Origin of the sequence: Pseudomonas sp. B2M1-30 (genome assembly GCF_025447575.1) — a bacterium.
Classification (GTDB): Bacteria; Pseudomonadota; Gammaproteobacteria; order Pseudomonadales; family Pseudomonadaceae; genus Aquipseudomonas; species Aquipseudomonas botevensis.
The window spans coordinates 261,434-278,099 of the sequence record NZ_JAOEJT010000002.1 but is presented as its reverse complement, the minus strand read 5'-3'; the positions used below and the strand labels follow the sequence as shown (position 1 = coordinate 278,099).

Below are 16,666 nucleotides of genomic sequence, written 5' to 3'. Positions count from 1 at the left end.
CGATGATTGATGCGCGTCTGAAACTGACTTATTCGGGCTTTGGCCTGGACGTCGACCTGCACCTGCCCGGTCGCGGCGTGACGGCGCTGCTCGGCCAATCCGGTTCGGGCAAGACCACTTGCCTGCGCTGTATTGCCGGGCTGGAGCGCGCCGAACAGGCCTTTGTCCAGATCAATGACGAGGTCTGGCAGGACAGCGACAAAGGCATTTTCGTGCCTCCGCATAAACGGGCGCTCGGCTATGTGTTCCAGGAGGCCAGCCTGTTCCCGCACCTCTCGGTGCTGGCCAACCTGCAATTCGGCCTCAAGCGCATCGCCAAGGCCCAGCGCCGGGTGGACATGGCGCAAGCCACGGAACTGCTGGGCATCGGCCATCTGCTCGAACGCCATCCGCAGCACCTGTCCGGTGGTGAACGCCAGCGTATCGGCATCGCCCGTGCGCTGCTGACCAGCCCGAAACTGCTGCTGATGGATGAGCCGCTGGCGGCCCTCGACAGCCAGCGCAAAAGCGAAATCCTGCCTTACCTGCAACGCCTGCACGACGAACTGGACATTCCGGTGCTGTACGTCAGCCACGCCCAGGATGAAGTGGCGCGTCTGGCCGATCACTTGGTACTGCTCAGCGACGGCAAGGCCCTCGCCAGCGGCCCGATCGGCGAAACCCTGGCCCGGCTCGACCTGCCGCTGGCCATGGGCGATGACGCTGGCGTGATCATCGAGGGTCTGGTCAGTGCCTACGATGCCGACTACCAATTGCTCACGCTGCAACTGCCGGATACCTTGTTGAGCATTCGCGTAACCCACGCACCGATGGCGACCGGCCAGGCCTTGCGTTGCAAGGTACAGGCCCGCGACATCAGCCTGACGCTGGAAGGGAATGAGTTCAGCAGCATCCTCAATCGTCTGCCGGTCACTGTTGTCAGCGAACAACCGGCCGATAACGCCGCCCACGTGCTGATCCGCCTGGATGCCGGTGGTACGCCGTTGCTGGCGCGCATCACCCGCTATTCGCGGGATCACCTCGGCGTGCATCCCGGCCAGCAACTCTGGGCACAGATCAAAGCGGTCGCAGTGCTGGCGTAAATCGGCGGGCACGACGGCCATGGCGCGCGGTCAATCGCTGTAACAGCTGATTGCCTGCCAAGGAAAACCGCCATGCCCGACACCGCGCTGACCGATGCTTTGCCTGCGGATCTGCATTACGTCGATGACACCCAGCCAGGCCTGACCCGCAAAAAACTGCGTGGCAAATTCTGCTACTTCGATGCGGCGGGTCAGCGCATTACCGACACAGACGAAATCAAACGCATCAACGCACTGGCGGTACCACCCGCCTACACCGACGTGTGGATCTGCGCCGACCCGCGTGGCCATCTGCAAGCCACCGGACGCGATGCCCGAGGCCGCAAGCAATACCGCTATCACCCGCGCTGGCGCGAAGTACGCGACGCCGACAAATACTCGCGTCTGCGGGAGTTCGGCCTGGCGCTGCCCAAACTGCGCAAACAATTGGAAACGCTGCTGGCGGCGCCTGGCTTCAGTCGCGACAAGGTCATGGCCACGGTGATTACGTTGCTCGATGCCACGCTGATCCGCGTCGGCAACACCCAATACGCTCGGGACAACCGCTCCTATGGCCTGACCACCCTGCGCAGCCGCCACGTCGAGGTGAACGGCAGCGCGATCCTGTTCCAGTTTCGCGGCAAAAGCGGCATCGAACACCAGATCACCGTCAGGGATCGGCGCCTGGCGCGGATCATCAAGCGCTGCCTGGAGATTCCAGGGCAGAATCTCTTTCAATATCTGGATGAAAACGGCGAACGACACACCATCAGCTCTTCTGACGTCAACGCGTACCTGCAAACCCTGACCGGCGCCGACTTCACCGCCAAGGACTACCGAACCTGGGCCGGCAGCGCCCTGGCCTTGGCGGTACTGCGCGAACTGCAATGGGAGTCGGAATCCGAGGCCAAGCGGCACGTGGTCGACATGGTGAAAGGTGTCGCACGACAGCTCGGCAACACTCCGGCAGTATGCCGCAAGTGCTACATCCACCCGGCGGTCGTCGAGAGCTTCATGCTCGGGGCGCTGGCCGAGTTGCCAAAGCCTCGGGTGCGCAAGGGCCTGCGCAAGGAGGAAGTGGCGCTGGCGCTGTTCCTCGAGCGGATGAGCGAGGTCGCCGCGCCCTGAAGTCGCCGAACGTTTTCCTTTGACACCCGCAACCGACGAACTGACCTGTCTATTTTTTGCACGATTGGTCAGGGCTTCTATAGTTGATCTGATACGAATCAGCTGCGGTGACGCCATGGAAGACATTTTCGTCGTGAAGCGCTGCAACAAGATCATCATCCACGGTCGCCGCGCCGGAGAAAGTCTCCATGAACCTGCCGAAGCCCAAGGCTGGTTCCGCATCTGCGACACGCGCACTGGTGGCTTCCTCGGCGATGGCTACGATCACGAAGAGCAGGCCCGAAGCGAATGTGACCGGCTGAACGCCGTCAGCGCCCGGGTTGTTGCCCAGGAATCCTCCGGCTGATGCCTTTCATTTGCCGGTCTATACTGAAACGAGCTGAAGGAGCAGCACCCCGACGGTAGAAAGCTCGCGCTGCGCGGGCTTTTTGCTGCCCTCAGCAGTTTCCTGACGGAGGTGTCACATGTCCGAAAGAGAGTCCATCACCACCCTCCTCACCTTGCTCGACGCTCGGGAGGCGCGCCTCGCGGCGGCTTGCAAAGAGATCGCCGACTGGGTCGATCATCAGGGCGGACACCCGACTGCCCTGCGCATCCGCGATCGCCTGAACGACATCGAGAAGGACACTCCGCTGATTCGCAGCACGCTGTCGGCGCTCAAGCCTGTTGATCGGCCGCTGCCACGTTTCAGATAATCCACGCGGAACCCGAACTGGCGGTTGAGCGACAACGCAACTGGTTGGTCGCCTCTCGCCGGTTGATGGCGCAATAGCCAGATTCGCCGAACACCCTTGGTCGTGAAAGGTCAAAGCCTTTACACGTCACCAAGGAGACGTTTTATGGTCATCCACTTTAAAGTCGACGGACACCTGGCTTGCGGTCACAAAGGTCACAACCTCTCCTCCAGCCGCGAACTCAACCGAGTGAAGTGTCGCAGCTGCCGCAGCACCGACGCCTACAAAAATGCACGAAAAGACCAGCGTAACGCAGCTCGGCGGGCAGCCCGTCGGGCAAGTACCGCGCACTCGACCGGTAACTGGCGAAGCGAATGGATTGAGCGATTGACCGAAATGGTCGGACTGCAGCGTCTGCCTCGGGGTTTCGCCGGACAGGCATTTGTCTAGGCGCAAAAAATAAGGGCTTGCATGAAGTATCTCATGCAAGCCCTTGATATTCATGGTGCCCGAAGCAGGAATCGAACCGGCACGCCCTTACGAGCGGGGATTTTAAGTCCACAATTTTCTATTTAAAAATCATGAACTTAGGCCCACTACTTTTCCGTATCATACAAATTTCCTTTCCGTTTTAAGGTAGCAAAACCAGCACCCTCAAAATAAATTGCGGAAAGAACTCAGGCTGCCTCGATCTCGCATTTCAACGGAAAACTGACGGGCTTCGGTCTGTAGAAATGGCTTTTTCTAGCGCAAGCAATTCGACTGCTTCCAGTTCAAGAAGAACACAGTGGCGAGATCACCGGTGCATTACTGGTGTGGAACCCAACCGCCTAGCTTATGTAGTCCAGCATTTTTAAGGTACGGATCCTCACTGCCGGCTACAGGTGCATTGCCGCCAATGCATCGCTCACGTTCAACTCCTTTTACAATGTCCCATTACGCAGTCGCCTGACCAGACCCCAGCTTTGCCATCAGGAACTTGATCAGTTGCTGCCGCATCAGTGGATAAGCATAAGGGCGTTCGAAGAGGCTGGAGACGACCTCAAGTATCCCACAACAGCACGGGATACCTGAGGAAGAAAAAGGAGGGATTACAGAGCACTTTCGCAGAAGCTATGAATCGCCTGGCACGCGGCACGCAGCGACTCATCATCCAGCGCATAGGCAATTCGCAGGTACCCAGACAGGCCAAACGCGCTGCCTTGCACCACGGCCACGTTGGCTTCCTCCAGCAAAGCCAGCGCTACCGCTTCGTCATCGACCAGATCACGCCCGCCTGCCGATCGCTTGCCGATCAGGCCGGTGCAGTCAGCGAATGCGTAGAACGCACCACCTGGTGTTTCGCAGCTGATGCCCGGTGCCTGGTTCAGCAATTGCACCATGAAGTCCCGACGACGCTGGAACACTTCTCGGCTATCAGCAATAAAGTCCTTGGGGCCGTCCAAGGCAGCGATGGCGGCATGCTGGGAAATCGAACATGCCCCCGACGTCTGCTGACCTTGCAGTTTTTCCATTGCTTCGAGCAGCCAGCGCGGGCCGGTCGCGAAACCGATCCGCCAGCCTGTCATGGCGTAGGCCTTGGACACACCGTTCATGGTCAGGGTCCGCTCAGCCAGACGCGGCTCGACCTGAGCAAGTGTAAGGAAATCGCGGCCATCGAAAATCAGGTGCTCATAAATGTCGTCCGCCAGAATCAGTACCTGCGGATGGGCCAGCAGCACCTCGGCCAAAGCCTTGAGTTCTTCCCGCTCATACAGCGCACCGGTTGGGTTGGATGGCGAGTTGAGAATCAACCATCGGGTGTTCGGCCCGATTGCTTCGGCCAGCGCCTGAGGGGTCAGCTTGAAGCCCGACTCCGCACCGCAAGCGACGATACGTGACTCACCTCCGCAAAGTTGCACCATCTCTGGATAGCTGACCCAATACGGAGCCGGAATGACGACTTCATCACCTTCGTTGAGGGTCGCAGCCAAGGCATTGAAAATGACCTGCTTGCCGCCGCTGCACACCAGGGTCTCCTGCCAGCTGACGTCCAGTCCATTTTCACGCTGGTACTTGCGAGCTATCGCCTCACGCAGTGCGCGAAGCCCCGCCACTTGTGTGTAGCGGGTGTGGCCGTTGTCGATTGCGCTGATTGCGGCTGCACGGATGTGTTCAGGCGTATCGAAGTCTGGCTCACCCGCGCACAACGAAATGATCCTGGCACCTTCGGCGCGGCGTGCAGCCACACGGTCGATGATCTTGTAGGTTGCCGAAGGCTTGGCAGCCTCCAGGCGACGGTTCAGGGTTTCCAGGCTCACGCGTGCTCCTCCGGATAGGCGAGACCCATCAGCTCCATTGTGGTACGCCCTTCGCGCAACTCGTTCATGAATACCGCTTCCTTGTCCGCGCGCTTTTGTCCTTCCAGCAGAGTGCGCTCGACAGCAGTGCCGGGAATGATGATGACGCCATCTTCATCCGCAACGACCAAGTCCCCAGCACTGACTACCGCGCCGTTGAAATCAAATGGTTTTCCCACCGAAGGCGTGGTTGCCTTGACCGTGCCCTTGACCGAGATACCACGTGCGAACACCGGGAAGCCATGAGCTTCGAGGGCCGCGATGTCGCGCACCCCACCATTGATAACCAGGCCGACGATGCCGGCCGCTTCTGCGGCAACGGTCAGCACCTCTCCCCAGTAACCCGCCACGAAATCAGCGGTATCGCATACCAGCACGCTGCCGCGTGGCGCACTGGCCACCGCCAGATGCAGGCCCAGGTTATCGCCTGGCGAGCATTGCACCGGATAGGCTGGCGCAGCGATGAAGGCGCCTTTCCAGACGGGGCGGATTTGACGGTCGACAGCGCACGGAAGGCCCGAGGCCTCATACAAGGTGGAGCTGCCCAGGACTTTGGAAATGTTCTGATAATCGTGTGGAAGGCTCATTGTGGTTTGCTCTGCAGGGAATGGTAACCGAGGGCGGCACGAGATTCTTTGAGGCTCTTGCCAGTGGCGATCTGATCGCGAATCTGCGCTTCGGCGTTTTCGATACGGCGCGCGGTTTCAGCGACTTCCTGGGCACGTGCGCGGGGCACGACGACCACGCCATTGGCATCGGCCACAACGATGTCGCGTGCACACACTCGAGCATTACCAACGGACACTGGCTGGTTGACGGCGACCACTTCCACCCGATCCTTGCCGGTACGCATGAAACGGCCTTTGCTGAACAGCGGATAGCCTTCACTGAGCGCCTTGTTCACGTCACGGCAGACGCCGTCGATGACCGTGCCAGCAATGCCGCGAGCCAGCGCATACTGGGTCATGATGTCGCCCCAGACTGTGCAGTCAGTGCGGCCTTCGTTGGCAATCACTACGACATCGCCCGGTGCCACGTCATCGATGAAATCGCCGACCGTGCCTGGCGGGGTGCTCGCGCTCACGTACTGCACTGTGAAGGCCGGGCCGACCACGACCTGGCTGTAATTGGCGAGTGGCGCGATACCGAATACCTGGCCTGGCAGTCCCAGTTTGTCCATCGCGTCGGAAACGCCTGGGGTATCCAAGCCTTCGAACAAGGCGATAAGGTCTTTATCGGAGAGGCTCATATCAGTGCTCCACCTTGATGGCTTCGAATTGGGTGTCGTGCATCACTTCTTCCACTGAACGGCCTGCGCGGACAGCGTCAACCATGCCGGCTTGGCGAAGGTCAATGCGTTCGGCGAGATCCAGGACTTGGTCGATGACCTTGGCCGGCACGAAGACGGTGCCGCACTCGTCGGCGATCACATAATCGCCTTCCTCGACGTCCACGCCTGCTATGCGCACTTTGACGGCGGCGTCGATTTGAATGAGCCGGTTTCGGGCACTGATCATGGTCACGCCGCGGCCAAAAACCGGGTAGCCAATGTCGGCGCTGCCGCGGATATCGCGGCTGAAACCGTCGATGATCGAGCCACGAATGCCTTTGCGTTGGGCTGCGTTGGCAAGGATGTCGCCCCAGCTGGAAATACCGTCCACGCCTCCGGCGATCACCAGCACGCGGTCATCAGTGGTGATTTGCTCTACCACTGGGGTAATCAGGTGAACGGTGGGAGCAACATCTTGCTTCGGGCCAAGCTGCACGGTGCTGGCACGACCGACAATTTTTGGGCAGTTCCACAACGGCATCAGGCCGTTGGTAGCACCGGGCAGGTTGAGGAAATCCAGTGCGTCGGAAATCGTGTTGGTATCCAGCGCAGCCAGGCGATCAAGCGGGGCTTTCAAGCTCATCGGTTGCTGACCTCTTGTAAATGAAGCCTGAGTATCAGCAAGACGATTTGATACGTATATTACTAAGAAGCTAAGCCTGTCATACCAAAAACCTATGGAAAAGCACCGTGATCAATTTCCGCTTGATACGCCATCTCTGGCTGTTTCTGGCAGTAGCCGAAGACCAGAATTTCAGCCGTGCCGCCAAACGACTGGGAATGTCGCAGCCGCCATTGACCGAACAGATCCAGGCGCTTGAACAATCGTTACGCGTTCAACTGTTCACCCGCTCGCGCCGTGGTGCGCAACTCACGTCGGCCGGAGCTGCGATCCTGCCCGCGGTGCGCAAGTTTGCCGATCAGCTTGAACGGCTCGAATTGGCGGTACATGAAGCCGTTGCCGGCCATGCGGGGGTGTTGACGATTGGCGCGATCACCTCGGCGATGATCGATGTGCTGCCGCAATTGATCGAGCGCTTCAAGCAGGACCACCCGTTGATCACAGTGTCCGTGCGGGAAATCGACAGCGCGGAAGCGATTCCGGCGCTGGAGGCCGGGGATATTGATATCGCTTTCGCACGTCTGGAGGGCAATCTGGGTCGACACCTCCAGTCGATGTCTTTGTCGGAGGATCGTCTGGCCGTCGCGATGCCCAATGACCACCCCCTCGCCGCCTGTGAGGTAATCGAACTCAAGGCGCTTGCCGATGAAACCCTGGTCATGGCTTCGCGTGATGTCAGTCCGGTGTACTTCGACTATATGGTGGGGCTATGCAAAGCCAGCGGGTTCGCGCCGCGTATCGTGCATCAGGTCCGCTCTGTATCTTCTCAGGTCGCATTCGTCAGCTGTGGTCAGGGAATCGCCTTGGTGCCAACGTCCATGGACAAGCTCGCCCCAGAAAACGTGCTCGTGCGACCGCTGCAACCGGAGATCAAAATAGTCACTGCCGCCATGGCATGGCATGACGGCCATAACAATCCGTTGGTGGATGCAATGATCGATCAGGCCAGGCAGATTTACTGATCATAGGCTGGGCATATGACAAGCTTCGCGACTTCGTATTTTACAAATTGCCGGGCGAGTTCGACATTGAGGGGAATCTGCATAAGGAGGTCCCACGGTGCCACACACTGCTCGCTTCACTCACGAGAAACTGCCGTTGAACATCGACGGTGTGCAGCTTGATCTGGCGATGATCCACCGATCCGGTCCGAAAGCTCCAATCCTGTTTTTGCACGGTTTTGGCTCGACCAAAGAAGATTACGCCGACATCACTCTGCAGTCGGCCTTCGCAGGCCACCCATTCATTGCCTACGATGCGCCAGGTTGTGGGGAAACGGAGTGCGGCGATCTATCTCGCATCAACATCCCTTTTTTGGTGAGGACTGCCCAAGCCGTGCTTGCTCATTTCGGGATCGAGCAATTCCACCTGGTAGGTCACTCCATGGGCGGGCTGACAGGGCTGTTGCTCGCTCACGCCGACCCCTTACGTGTGCTGAGCTTCGTCGACATCGAGGGCAACATCGCCCCGGAGGATTGCTTCCTCAGCCGCCAGATCCACGATCACCCGCGCGACGACGACGCACGCTTCTTCCACGACTTCATCGAGCGTGCCCGCCTGGCACCAGATCCTGCCAGCGCGCTCTATGCGGCCAGCCTTGCGCACAAGGTGCGGACCGGGGCAGTGCGTGGGATTTTCGAGTCCATGGTTGACCTGTCCGATAACGGTGACCTGATGGCCAAGTTCCTGGAACTGCCACTCCCACGCCAGTACATGTATGGCGTGACCAACTCGCACCTGTCGTATCTGAATAATATTGCTGCCCAAGGAGTGCAACTGGCTTGCATCCCGGACTGTGGCCATTTCCCGATGTATTGCAACCCTGCGCTGATGTGGCAGCACATTAAGGCGTTGCAAGACCGCGCCTGATCTACCTCCCACATCATTCCCCATACACGGCTGCTTGTGGTCGTGTGCGCTCGCATAAGCCAGTCATAACAATAATGAGGTTACGTCATGCTCGAAGCCATCAATGGCTTTCTCTCGGGAAAGCTACTCATCGTCCTGGTCGTCGGACTGGGCGCCTATTTCACCGTCAGGACACGCTTTGTGCAGCTTCGCTATTTCCTGCACATGTTCAAGGTTTTCAAGGACAGCCTTACCAGCAGCACGACTCAGATCAGCTCGTTCCAGGCCCTGATGCTCAGCCTGGCGGGCCGGGTCGGTGCAGGTAACATTGCCGGCGTCGGTGTGGCTGTAACCCTGGGTGGGCCTGGAGCGGTATTCTGGATGTGGGTTACTGCGTTGGTCGGGATGGCCACCACGCTTTTTGAATGCAGCCTGGCGCAGCTGTACAAGCGTCACAACGGTAGCGGCCAGTTCCACGGAGGGCCGTCGTTCTACATCGAGTACGGGCTGAACAAGCGCTGGCTAGGCGTGGTTATGGCGGTACTGTTAATCGTCACATTCGGCTTCTCATTCAATGGCCTGCAGTCGCACGCCGTTACCCATTCGTTGCAAAATGCCTTCGGTTTCGATCCTGCCTATTCTGGTATAGCTCTGGCCGTCGTCCTGGCTCTTGTGTTCTTGGGCGGCATCAAGCGAATTGCCAAGGTGGCCGACTTGCTGGTACCGGTCAAAACACTGGCCTATATCGCGGTGACTCTGTACGTCATTGCGTTGCAATTCGATCACGTGCCCATGATGCTCCTGACGATCATCAAAAGTGCCTTCGGGCTTGATCAAGCCTTTGGAGGCCTGATCGGTAGTGCCATCGTCATGGGAGTAAAACGTGGTGTGTTCGCCAACGAGGCGGGCCTGGGTAGCGCGCCGAACGTGGCGGCGGTAGCCGAAGTACGGCACCCAATCTCACAAGGTGTCGTGCAGGCTTTCAGCGTGTTTTTCGACACGTTCATCATCTGCACCTGTACCGCACTGCTGATCCTGCTGTCGGGCTTTTACACCCCAGGCTTTACGGGTGACGGCATCGTACTGACGCAAAACTCCCTGGCCGCGGTAGTGGGTGACTGGGGCCGCATCTTCATCAGCGTTGCCCTGGCGTTGTTCGTGTTCACCTCGATTCTCTACAACTACTATCTGGGCGAAAACAACCTCAGGTTCATCCTGGGTAAGAATCGTAAGGCGCTACTGAGCTATCGCGCCTTGGTATTGGGATTGATTCTCTGGGGATCGGTGCAGGATCTGTCGACGGTATTCGCCTTCGCCGATATCACCATGACGCTGTCCGCGCTGGTGAACCTCATAGCTCTCGTGCTGTTGTGCAAGGTCGGCCTGCGGTTGCTTGCAGACTATGACGTACAGCGAAAAGCCGGCATTGCCGAGCCCGTTCTCACAACCAGCACGTTCCATGACCTCAACATCGACCGAACCATCTGGACCAACCCCGTAGAACAGGCCGAACAGGCCCAAGCTATAGGCATCACCCGCCCCTGAGCCGCCTCAACTATTCAGCAGGACGACGCGCAGCGCTTAGAGCTGCGCGTTCGCTCCTTGCTGACGACCTGTTACAGCGACCCAGCCTATACGCAGGGCAAAGAGTTCGCAGTTCGCGCATTGCGCCGCGAATTGATCATCGTCGAGGGCGATTTTGCATGATCATCAGCCGATTTCGGTCCTTAACAACAGCCTGTAATCGTTTAAAGGCAGTCGCTCAGCACCTTCAAAACAAGGGACGATCCAGGCGTTGATTATTTCGTGAAGCGAGTTTCGAGAACTCGGCCAGATGTTTCATCTATCCGGCAGTCGAATCCAGAAAAATTTCCTACCCAAAGAGGCGTCTCGTTCGTTACACCGGTATAGGCGTCCACGGCCCCCATGCCAATACCTGGCGCTCGCCAAAGTAGATTGCCTGACGAGTCGTAGCAAAAAAAATTCTGCGCCGGAGCATTCCTATCGAAGGCCATCCAATCAAACGTCACCAGCACCCGCTCGTTGACCAATACGGCTTCAAGGGCAGGATATTCAACCTCAAAGCGTATTCCCATTCCTAAAATCCAGTAACCGCTAACTGTCAGTTGCATACGCTCTCGTCCTGCAAGTCGCCCCTGGTTTCGTAGAGGCTTGGAGTGGCCGCTTCTGGCCAAAAGCGGTCGGAGAGGTACTGCGCGAGTCCAATCCGCTGCAACTGCCGCGCCTGATCGACGGCCCAAAAGGGGTTTCACAGATGGCGGCGTCCTGATTTGACGCCGCCTCAGGTCATTACACGACCACGTTCAACAGCAACACCACAATCAAACCGACCACGGCAACGATCGATTGCACCACCGAAATAGTCTTGGTGGCTTCGCCCATCGTCATGCCGAAGGATTCCTTCACCATCCAGAAACCTGCATGGTTGGCGTAGTTGAAGAACAGCGAGCCGCAGCCAATGGACAAGGCCAGCAGCGGCAGGTTGAGGCTGGGATCAGCACCGGCAAGCGGCGCCAGCAAGCCGGCAGCCCCCACGATACCTACCGTGGCGGAACCGGTAGATACCGAAAGCAACATGGCGATCAACCAACCGAGGATCAGCGGAGGGAACGCCGACTGCTGAGTCAGATGCACAATCGCATCGCCCACCTTGGCGCTGGTCAGCAGTTCCTGAAAGGCACCGCCGCCGGCGATGATCATGATGATCGAGGCGATTGGCTTGAGGCTCTTGCCCAGCGAGTCGCGCAATTGCCCCGCATCGCCGCCGCGCGCGAGTACCAGACTGGCCCCGGCGAACAGCACGCCCAGCAGCATCGCTATCAGCGGATTGCCGAGGAAACCGGCCATTTTCAGCAGCGCATTGTCCTTGGCCAATACCATCTCGGCGACGGCATGGATCAGCATCAGGATCGCCGGCAGCAAGGCTGCCAGCACGCCAAGGTATACGCTGGGGCTTGGTTTATCGTCGGCTTTTTCAGCCAGGGTGAACTGATCCAGCAACACCTGATCGGGCCGAGTGCTCATGCGCGGGGAAATGAATGCGCCATACAGTGGGCCGCCTAAAATCATGGCCGGGATAGCCGCCAGGAAACCATAGAGCATGGTCGGCCCGACCGAGGTTTTCAGCGCGGCGATGGCCGTCAACGGGCCGGGGTGCGGCGGGACCATGCCGTGCATGGCGGCCAGTGCGGCAATCACCGGAACGCCCACATAGACATACGCTGAACCCTTGAAGCGCGCCTGACTTTCCAGCTTGCGCGCCACGCTGAAGATCAGCGGCAGCATGATCACCAGGCCGACCTCGAAAAACATCGGAATGCCTATCACAAACGCGACCATCATCATCGCCCACGGAATCATCCGATCCGGTGTGCGCTTGAGGATGACCGCAGCAATCTGCTCGGTGACGCCGGCGTCAGCAAGAATTTTGCCGAGCATCGCCCCCAGCGCGATGACCACCCCCACTGCCCCCAGTGTCTTGCCGGCGCCGGTGACCAAGTGGGAGACGATGCCATCTGGCTCCATACCGGTTGCAAAGCCTACGCCGACGGAAACTACCAGCAAAGCCAGCAGCGGGTGCATTTTCAGGCGCGAGACGATCAGCGCTACCAGCACCAGGACGCTGACCAATGCGGTCAGTAACAGATCTATATCTAAGGGAGTCATGAAAGGTTCTCGGTTGGGCTGGTGCCCAAATTCTTGTAAGTGGGTGAGATGAATGGCATCCGCAACGGCTAAGTTTCAGCGTTCGACTTTCTAAAAACCGAATAACCTTCGAGGCGCTTGCACCAGCAGCGAGTCGCTGGCTTGCGCCGAAAGTTCCAAGGCTTGCAACTGGTCGACGACGGTGGCGAAACCGATGCTTTGCTCATGCTGCGTATGCGGCCAGTCGCTGCCCCATACCAACTGATGCAGGCCGAAGCTTTGTTCCAGCAACGGTAATGCCCTTCGAGCGAAATCAATGTTTTGTTGTGGCGTACCTCCCAAACGATAGACTCCCGATACCTTGATCCAGAGCGAACCTTTCGATCCGGCCTCAAGCAACTCGCCAAACCCGGGCTGATCGAGACCCGCATTCGCGTCCGGCCGCCCAAAGTGATCGATCACCAACTTCACGCCGAACGGCGTCAATTGCTGGATCAGGCCCGGCAGATCCTTGAGTTCCCGGTGCAACTCGACATGCCAGTCGAGATCAGCGATATCGCTGAAAAACCCTTGCCAGGCACTATCACGAAAATCAGGTAGCGCCTTGCCGATCAGGTTCAAGCGCACGCCGACCACGCCCAGTCGAGCCATGTCATTCAAAGTAGAACGACTGACGCTTGGCTCCAGCACCACCACACCGCGCAACTGCTGCGGCGCTTGCTTCAACGCCGCCAACAGGTAGCTATTGTCGGTGCCAAGGAAACTTGGTTGCACCAATACACCGTGACTCAGACCATGCGTTTGCAAATGCTCAAGGTACTGGTCAAGCGTGGCGTCGTACTCAGGGGTGTAGCGCCGTGCACCGATCAGATGCAGGTCACGGTTGAACACATGAGCATGGGAGTCGATGCCGGTGATCGACTTGGGGCGGGTATCTGACATGGGTTTTATCTACTGAAGGTTAGGATCATCACGCCCGAGCACGTTGATTGCCGTTGATACCGGCCTTAACGGAGGTGGTATTGGCTTCAAGGTCCCTGCCCCGGGTTTCAGGCAGGCAAAGTGCGGCAAGCACCGCCACGCCGTAGGCGATCCCGGCATCGATACCAATCGCCGAACCCAGCGACATGGAGTCACTCATGTGCCCGACCAGGAATGGAAACACAGCGGACAGCACCCGGCCAAAGTTGTAGCAAAAGCCAACGCCGGCGCCGCGTACATCGGCAGGGTAAAGTTCGTTGAAGAGCGCTCCCAGACTGGCCGGAATACCGGCGGCGAAGAACCCCAACGGGAACCCCAGGAACAGCATCTGCGTATTGGTCAGCGGCAAAAATACGTAGCACTGCACCGTGACCACGCAGCACAAGGCAAACAGCACAATGTTTTTACGACGGCCAATGCGATCGATCAAATAGCCGCTGGCCACACAACCACACCAGAAGGCGATGATGATCACCGCCAGATAGCCGCCCGAGTTCAGCACAGACAGATTGCGCTCGGTCTTGAGGAAGGTCGGCAACCAGGTCATTACCGCGTGATAGCCACCGTGCGCGCCCAGTCCCAGCAGCCCCCCAAACAGGGTCACGCGAATCAGTTCCGGGCGAAAAATGCCGACGAGCGATTTGAAGAAACTCTGCGGGATGGCGTTGTCTTTTTGCAGACGCTGGAAGCTGTCCGGTTCCTCAACGTTACGACGCACCCAGATGATCAGGAACGACGGCAGCAACCCGACAAGGAACATCACACGCCAGGCCATGTCCTGTGGCACCCAGGTATAGATCAGCGTGAACACCCCGACCGCCAGGCCCCAACCCACCGCCCAGGCACTTTGCACAGTGCCCATGACCTTGCCGCGATAGTGCGGATTGATCGTCTCGGCCATCAGCACCGCGCCGGCCGCCCACTCCCCGCCAATCCCGAAACCCTGCAGCGCTTTGACCACCAACAGCTGATTGAAGCCCGTGACGAAGGCCGAGAGAAAGGTGAAGAACGAGAACCACAAAATCATCAACTGCAACGTGCGCACACGGCCATAGCGGTCAGACAACGTCCCACCCACCCAGCCACCGAGTGCCGAGGTGACGAGGGTAACGCCGCTGATCAATCCGGCATCGCCCTTTGTCAGCGCGAACGCGGCGATCAGCGCCGGAATCGCCAGACCGAACATTTGTACTTCCAACGCGTCGAGCGACCATCCGCCGAAGCAGGCCCAAAACGTTTTGCGCTCCCGAGGAGTGACTTGGCGATACCATCTGAACATGATTCTTATCCTTATAGGTGTTACGCAAGGCAGCCGACAGCCAACCGCACCGCGACAGGGTCAGCTTTGGCAAACAAACAGAAATCGGGCGGCGATCTAGCCGCCGCAGAACGCTCCGCTACGCAGGCAGGCGTCAGCGAATATCCACGCTGTAGCGGAAGTGCTGCGCGTGGCCGCGCGAGCGACGCCACTCCAGCGGGCTACCCGCGTAATCGCGGGCCAGACGCTCGATCACGATCACCGGACTGTTGACCGCTACCTGTAGCAATCGGGCATGCACGTCATTCACCGATTCAGCGGTCAGCGTTTCTTCGGCCGATGCAACAACCTGTCCGCACACTTCTTCGTAGATCGGATACAGCAGCGGCCCTTCGCGACTGAGGTCGATCTCCAGCAGCGCCTGAAATCGCTGGCGGGGTAACCAGATTTCTTCGGCGAGCACCGGCTTAACATCGAGCAGACGCACACGGACAATACGAATGACCGGCGCATCGGCGGGCAACCCGAGCGCTTGCGCTACGGCCGAAGGTGCGGCAATGGGCTCGATCGAGAGGATGCGACTCTCCGGGACCTGGCGCTCACCGGAAACAGTCTGGAATCGGAAGAAACGGAACAATGAGGATTGAAACTGCGCCCGGCGAATGAACGTCCCTCGCCCTTGCTGACGCTCCAGAATGCCCTCACTAACCAACGCATCAATCGCTTTGCGCACCGTGCCGGTGGACAGTTGATATTCCGCAGACAGCGCCGCTTCAGTAGGGATCGCCTCCCCCGGACGCCAGCGATTATTGGCAATCTGCTCAGCCAATTGGTCACGCAGGCGTTGGTACAGCGGCAGTCGGGCATCACTTGATAAAGAATTCATCGACTTTATTCACCTTGTTATCTAGTCATCTATATGAATCTTGCGGCGAGTATTTGCCCAGATAGCTTGCCTGTCAAGGAGGGGCTTTTCGTCCTGCTGACGAATGGCTGCCCCACTGCCCTTCTCATAGACATGCGGGTTTTCGCCGGCAATGTCAGATTCTGGCCGGTTAGCGACGGTCAGGGCTCGACCGTCGCTATGCATATTCAAACCTCGGTCTGTTCCGCCATCTCTAGGGCGTCGTCGACTTCAATTCCCAGATATCGAACTGTGCTCTCCAGCTTAGTATGGCCAAGCAGCAGTTGAACCGCTCGCAGATTCTTCGTCCTGCGATAGATCAGCGATGCCTTCGTACGCCTCATTGAGTGAGTGCCATACATGGCTGGATCAAGGCCAACTGCTTCCACCCAGCCTTTGACGATACGTGCGTATTGACGTGTTGATAGATGGTCTGAGGTATGCAGCTGGCTCGGAAATAGGCAGTCCTCGCTCCGGAGTTGGGCCTGGTGTATCCAGGCCGCGATCGCAAACCGTGTTTGTTCGGTGATCTCGAACTGCACTGGCCGCAACGTTTTCTGCTGCATCACAATGGCGCGTGGCGATACGTGCTCGCCATGGGCGACGTCGCGCACACGAAGCTCAATTAAGTCGCAGGCCCGAAGCTTGCTATCGATAACCAGATCGAAGAGCGCAAGATCACGGGTTCGCTCTGCAATTTGAAGCCTTACCCGGATGGCCCAGATATCTCTCAGGCTGAGTGGAGCTTTCTGCCCGACCAGTTTTCCTTTGTTCCAAGGCTGGCAGCTGCAGGGAGCGAAGATGTTCATGACGAGTCCTCCACGTGTCGAAGGACAAGGATGGCTGACCAGAGGA

The 16,666-nt window shown here is 58.5% G+C and carries 18 protein-coding genes; 8 read left to right on the top strand and 10 right to left on the bottom strand.

Features of this window, described 5'->3' with window-relative positions; all coding sequences use genetic code 11:
- The first annotated feature begins 2 nt into the window (after positions 1 to 2).
- The 5 genes from modC (at position 3) to N8H74_RS04895 (ending at position 3,313) form a co-directional block, all read left to right on the top strand.
- Positions 3 to 1,082 (top strand): molybdenum ABC transporter ATP-binding protein, encoded by a 1,080-nt coding sequence (gene modC, locus N8H74_RS04915; protein ID WP_262146451.1) that lies wholly within the window; start codon positions 3 to 5, stop codon positions 1,080 to 1,082.
- Positions 1,083 to 1,154: 72 nt separating this feature from the next.
- A complete protein-coding gene (locus N8H74_RS04910; protein ID WP_262146450.1) occupies positions 1,155 to 2,189 on the top strand; it encodes a DNA topoisomerase IB in 1,035 nt (344 codons plus the stop codon).
- Between the two features lie 115 nt (positions 2,190 to 2,304).
- The gene (locus N8H74_RS04905) at positions 2,305 to 2,535 is read left to right on the top strand and encodes a hypothetical protein (RefSeq protein ID WP_217829810.1); all 231 of its coding nucleotides are present in this window, start codon (positions 2,305 to 2,307) and stop codon (positions 2,533 to 2,535) included.
- Positions 2,536 to 2,653: 118 nt separating this feature from the next.
- Positions 2,654 to 2,884 (top strand): hypothetical protein, encoded by a 231-nt coding sequence (locus N8H74_RS04900; RefSeq protein WP_217829809.1) that lies wholly within the window; start codon positions 2,654 to 2,656, stop codon positions 2,882 to 2,884.
- 144 nt (positions 2,885 to 3,028) lie between these two features.
- A complete protein-coding gene (locus N8H74_RS04895) occupies positions 3,029 to 3,313 on the top strand; it encodes a hypothetical protein (RefSeq protein WP_262146449.1) in 285 nt (94 codons plus the stop codon).
- A gap of 641 nt (positions 3,314 to 3,954) precedes the next feature.
- Here N8H74_RS04895 and N8H74_RS04890 read toward each other — a convergent pair.
- Genes N8H74_RS04890 through N8H74_RS04875 form a run of 4 tightly spaced genes read right to left on the bottom strand, consistent with a single transcriptional unit; the run spans position 3,955 to position 7,115 of the window.
- On the bottom strand, positions 3,955 to 5,163 hold the full coding sequence (locus tag N8H74_RS04890) for a pyridoxal phosphate-dependent aminotransferase (protein ID WP_262146448.1): 1,209 nt from the start codon (positions 5,161 to 5,163) through the stop codon (positions 3,955 to 3,957).
- Positions 5,160 to 5,789, bottom strand: a complete 630-nt coding sequence (locus N8H74_RS04885) for a dimethylmenaquinone methyltransferase (RefSeq protein ID WP_262146447.1) — start codon at positions 5,787 to 5,789, stop codon at positions 5,160 to 5,162. Before N8H74_RS04885 ends, N8H74_RS04890 begins: the two co-directional genes overlap by 4 nt.
- Positions 5,786 to 6,451, bottom strand: a complete 666-nt coding sequence (locus N8H74_RS04880) for an RraA family protein (RefSeq protein ID WP_262146446.1) — start codon at positions 6,449 to 6,451, stop codon at positions 5,786 to 5,788. The genes N8H74_RS04885 and N8H74_RS04880 overlap by 4 nt, the downstream gene beginning before the upstream one ends.
- A 1-nt stretch (position 6,452) precedes the next feature.
- Entirely contained in the window at positions 6,453 to 7,115 is a 663-nt protein-coding gene (locus N8H74_RS04875) for an RraA family protein (protein ID WP_262146445.1), read from the bottom strand.
- 107 nt (positions 7,116 to 7,222) lie between these two features.
- Here N8H74_RS04875 and N8H74_RS04870 point away from each other — a divergent pair, with 107 nt between their 5' ends.
- From N8H74_RS04870 to N8H74_RS04860, 3 genes are all read left to right on the top strand, one after another.
- Positions 7,223 to 8,116, top strand: a complete 894-nt coding sequence (locus tag N8H74_RS04870; protein WP_262146444.1) for a LysR substrate-binding domain-containing protein — start codon at positions 7,223 to 7,225, stop codon at positions 8,114 to 8,116.
- Positions 8,117 to 8,285: 169 nt separating this feature from the next.
- A complete protein-coding gene (locus N8H74_RS04865) occupies positions 8,286 to 9,023 on the top strand; it encodes an alpha/beta hydrolase (protein WP_262146705.1) in 738 nt (245 codons plus the stop codon).
- 87 nt (positions 9,024 to 9,110) lie between these two features.
- Positions 9,111 to 10,547: an alanine/glycine:cation symporter family protein gene (locus N8H74_RS04860; protein ID WP_262146443.1), complete on the top strand. Its 1,437-nt coding sequence runs from the start codon at positions 9,111 to 9,113 to the stop codon at positions 10,545 to 10,547.
- 254 nt (positions 10,548 to 10,801) lie between these two features.
- Here N8H74_RS04860 and N8H74_RS04855 read toward each other — a convergent pair whose 3' ends face one another.
- The 6 genes from N8H74_RS04855 to N8H74_RS04830 all read right to left on the bottom strand — a co-directional run bounded on the left by N8H74_RS04855 (position 10,802) and on the right by N8H74_RS04830 (position 16,620).
- The gene (locus N8H74_RS04855) at positions 10,802 to 11,134 is read right to left on the bottom strand and encodes a hypothetical protein (RefSeq protein ID WP_262146442.1); all 333 of its coding nucleotides are present in this window, start codon (positions 11,132 to 11,134) and stop codon (positions 10,802 to 10,804) included.
- A gap of 178 nt (positions 11,135 to 11,312) precedes the next feature.
- A complete protein-coding gene (locus N8H74_RS04850) occupies positions 11,313 to 12,689 on the bottom strand; it encodes a GntP family permease (protein WP_262146441.1) in 1,377 nt (458 codons plus the stop codon).
- 90 nt (positions 12,690 to 12,779) lie between these two features.
- A complete protein-coding gene (locus N8H74_RS04845; protein ID WP_262146440.1) occupies positions 12,780 to 13,610 on the bottom strand; it encodes an amidohydrolase family protein in 831 nt (276 codons plus the stop codon).
- Positions 13,611 to 13,638: 28 nt separating this feature from the next.
- The gene (locus N8H74_RS04840) at positions 13,639 to 14,928 is read right to left on the bottom strand and encodes an MFS transporter (RefSeq protein WP_262146439.1); all 1,290 of its coding nucleotides are present in this window, start codon (positions 14,926 to 14,928) and stop codon (positions 13,639 to 13,641) included.
- A gap of 133 nt (positions 14,929 to 15,061) precedes the next feature.
- A complete protein-coding gene (locus N8H74_RS04835) occupies positions 15,062 to 15,793 on the bottom strand; it encodes a GntR family transcriptional regulator (protein WP_262146437.1) in 732 nt (243 codons plus the stop codon).
- 206 nt (positions 15,794 to 15,999) lie between these two features.
- Positions 16,000 to 16,620 carry a tyrosine-type recombinase/integrase gene (locus N8H74_RS04830; RefSeq protein ID WP_262146435.1) on the bottom strand — a complete coding sequence of 207 codons (621 nt, stop codon included), beginning with the start codon at positions 16,618 to 16,620 and terminating at the stop codon, positions 16,000 to 16,002.
- Positions 16,621 to 16,666 lie beyond the last annotated feature (46 nt).

Excerpts from the sequence above, each read along its gene's own strand:
- N8H74_RS04860 (WP_262146443.1), top strand. The coding sequence starts at position 9,111 with ATGCTCGAAGCCATCAATGGCTTTCTCTCGGGAAAGCTACTCATCGTC.
- N8H74_RS04845 (WP_262146440.1), bottom strand. The coding sequence starts at position 13,610 with ATGTCAGATACCCGCCCCAAGTCGATCACCGGCATCGACTCCCATGCT.
- N8H74_RS04895 (WP_262146449.1), top strand. The coding sequence starts at position 3,029 with ATGGTCATCCACTTTAAAGTCGACGGACACCTGGCTTGCGGTCACAAA.
- N8H74_RS04830 (WP_262146435.1), bottom strand. The coding sequence starts at position 16,620 with ATGAACATCTTCGCTCCCTGCAGCTGCCAGCCTTGGAACAAAGGAAAA.
- N8H74_RS04840 (WP_262146439.1), bottom strand. The coding sequence starts at position 14,928 with ATGTTCAGATGGTATCGCCAAGTCACTCCTCGGGAGCGCAAAACGTTT.
- N8H74_RS04850 (WP_262146441.1), bottom strand. The coding sequence starts at position 12,689 with ATGACTCCCTTAGATATAGATCTGTTACTGACCGCATTGGTCAGCGTC.
- N8H74_RS04910 (WP_262146450.1), top strand. The coding sequence starts at position 1,155 with ATGCCCGACACCGCGCTGACCGATGCTTTGCCTGCGGATCTGCATTAC.
- N8H74_RS04880 (WP_262146446.1), bottom strand. The coding sequence starts at position 6,451 with ATGAGCCTCTCCGATAAAGACCTTATCGCCTTGTTCGAAGGCTTGGAT.
- N8H74_RS04875 (WP_262146445.1), bottom strand. The coding sequence starts at position 7,115 with ATGAGCTTGAAAGCCCCGCTTGATCGCCTGGCTGCGCTGGATACCAAC.
- N8H74_RS04855 (WP_262146442.1), bottom strand. The coding sequence starts at position 11,134 with ATGCAACTGACAGTTAGCGGTTACTGGATTTTAGGAATGGGAATACGC.
- N8H74_RS04885 (WP_262146447.1), bottom strand. The coding sequence starts at position 5,789 with ATGAGCCTTCCACACGATTATCAGAACATTTCCAAAGTCCTGGGCAGC.
- N8H74_RS04900 (WP_217829809.1), top strand. The coding sequence starts at position 2,654 with ATGTCCGAAAGAGAGTCCATCACCACCCTCCTCACCTTGCTCGACGCT.
- N8H74_RS04865 (WP_262146705.1), top strand. The coding sequence starts at position 8,286 with ATGATCCACCGATCCGGTCCGAAAGCTCCAATCCTGTTTTTGCACGGT.
- modC (WP_262146451.1), top strand. The coding sequence starts at position 3 with ATGATTGATGCGCGTCTGAAACTGACTTATTCGGGCTTTGGCCTGGAC.
- N8H74_RS04905 (WP_217829810.1), top strand. The coding sequence starts at position 2,305 with ATGGAAGACATTTTCGTCGTGAAGCGCTGCAACAAGATCATCATCCAC.
- N8H74_RS04835 (WP_262146437.1), bottom strand. The coding sequence starts at position 15,793 with ATGAATTCTTTATCAAGTGATGCCCGACTGCCGCTGTACCAACGCCTG.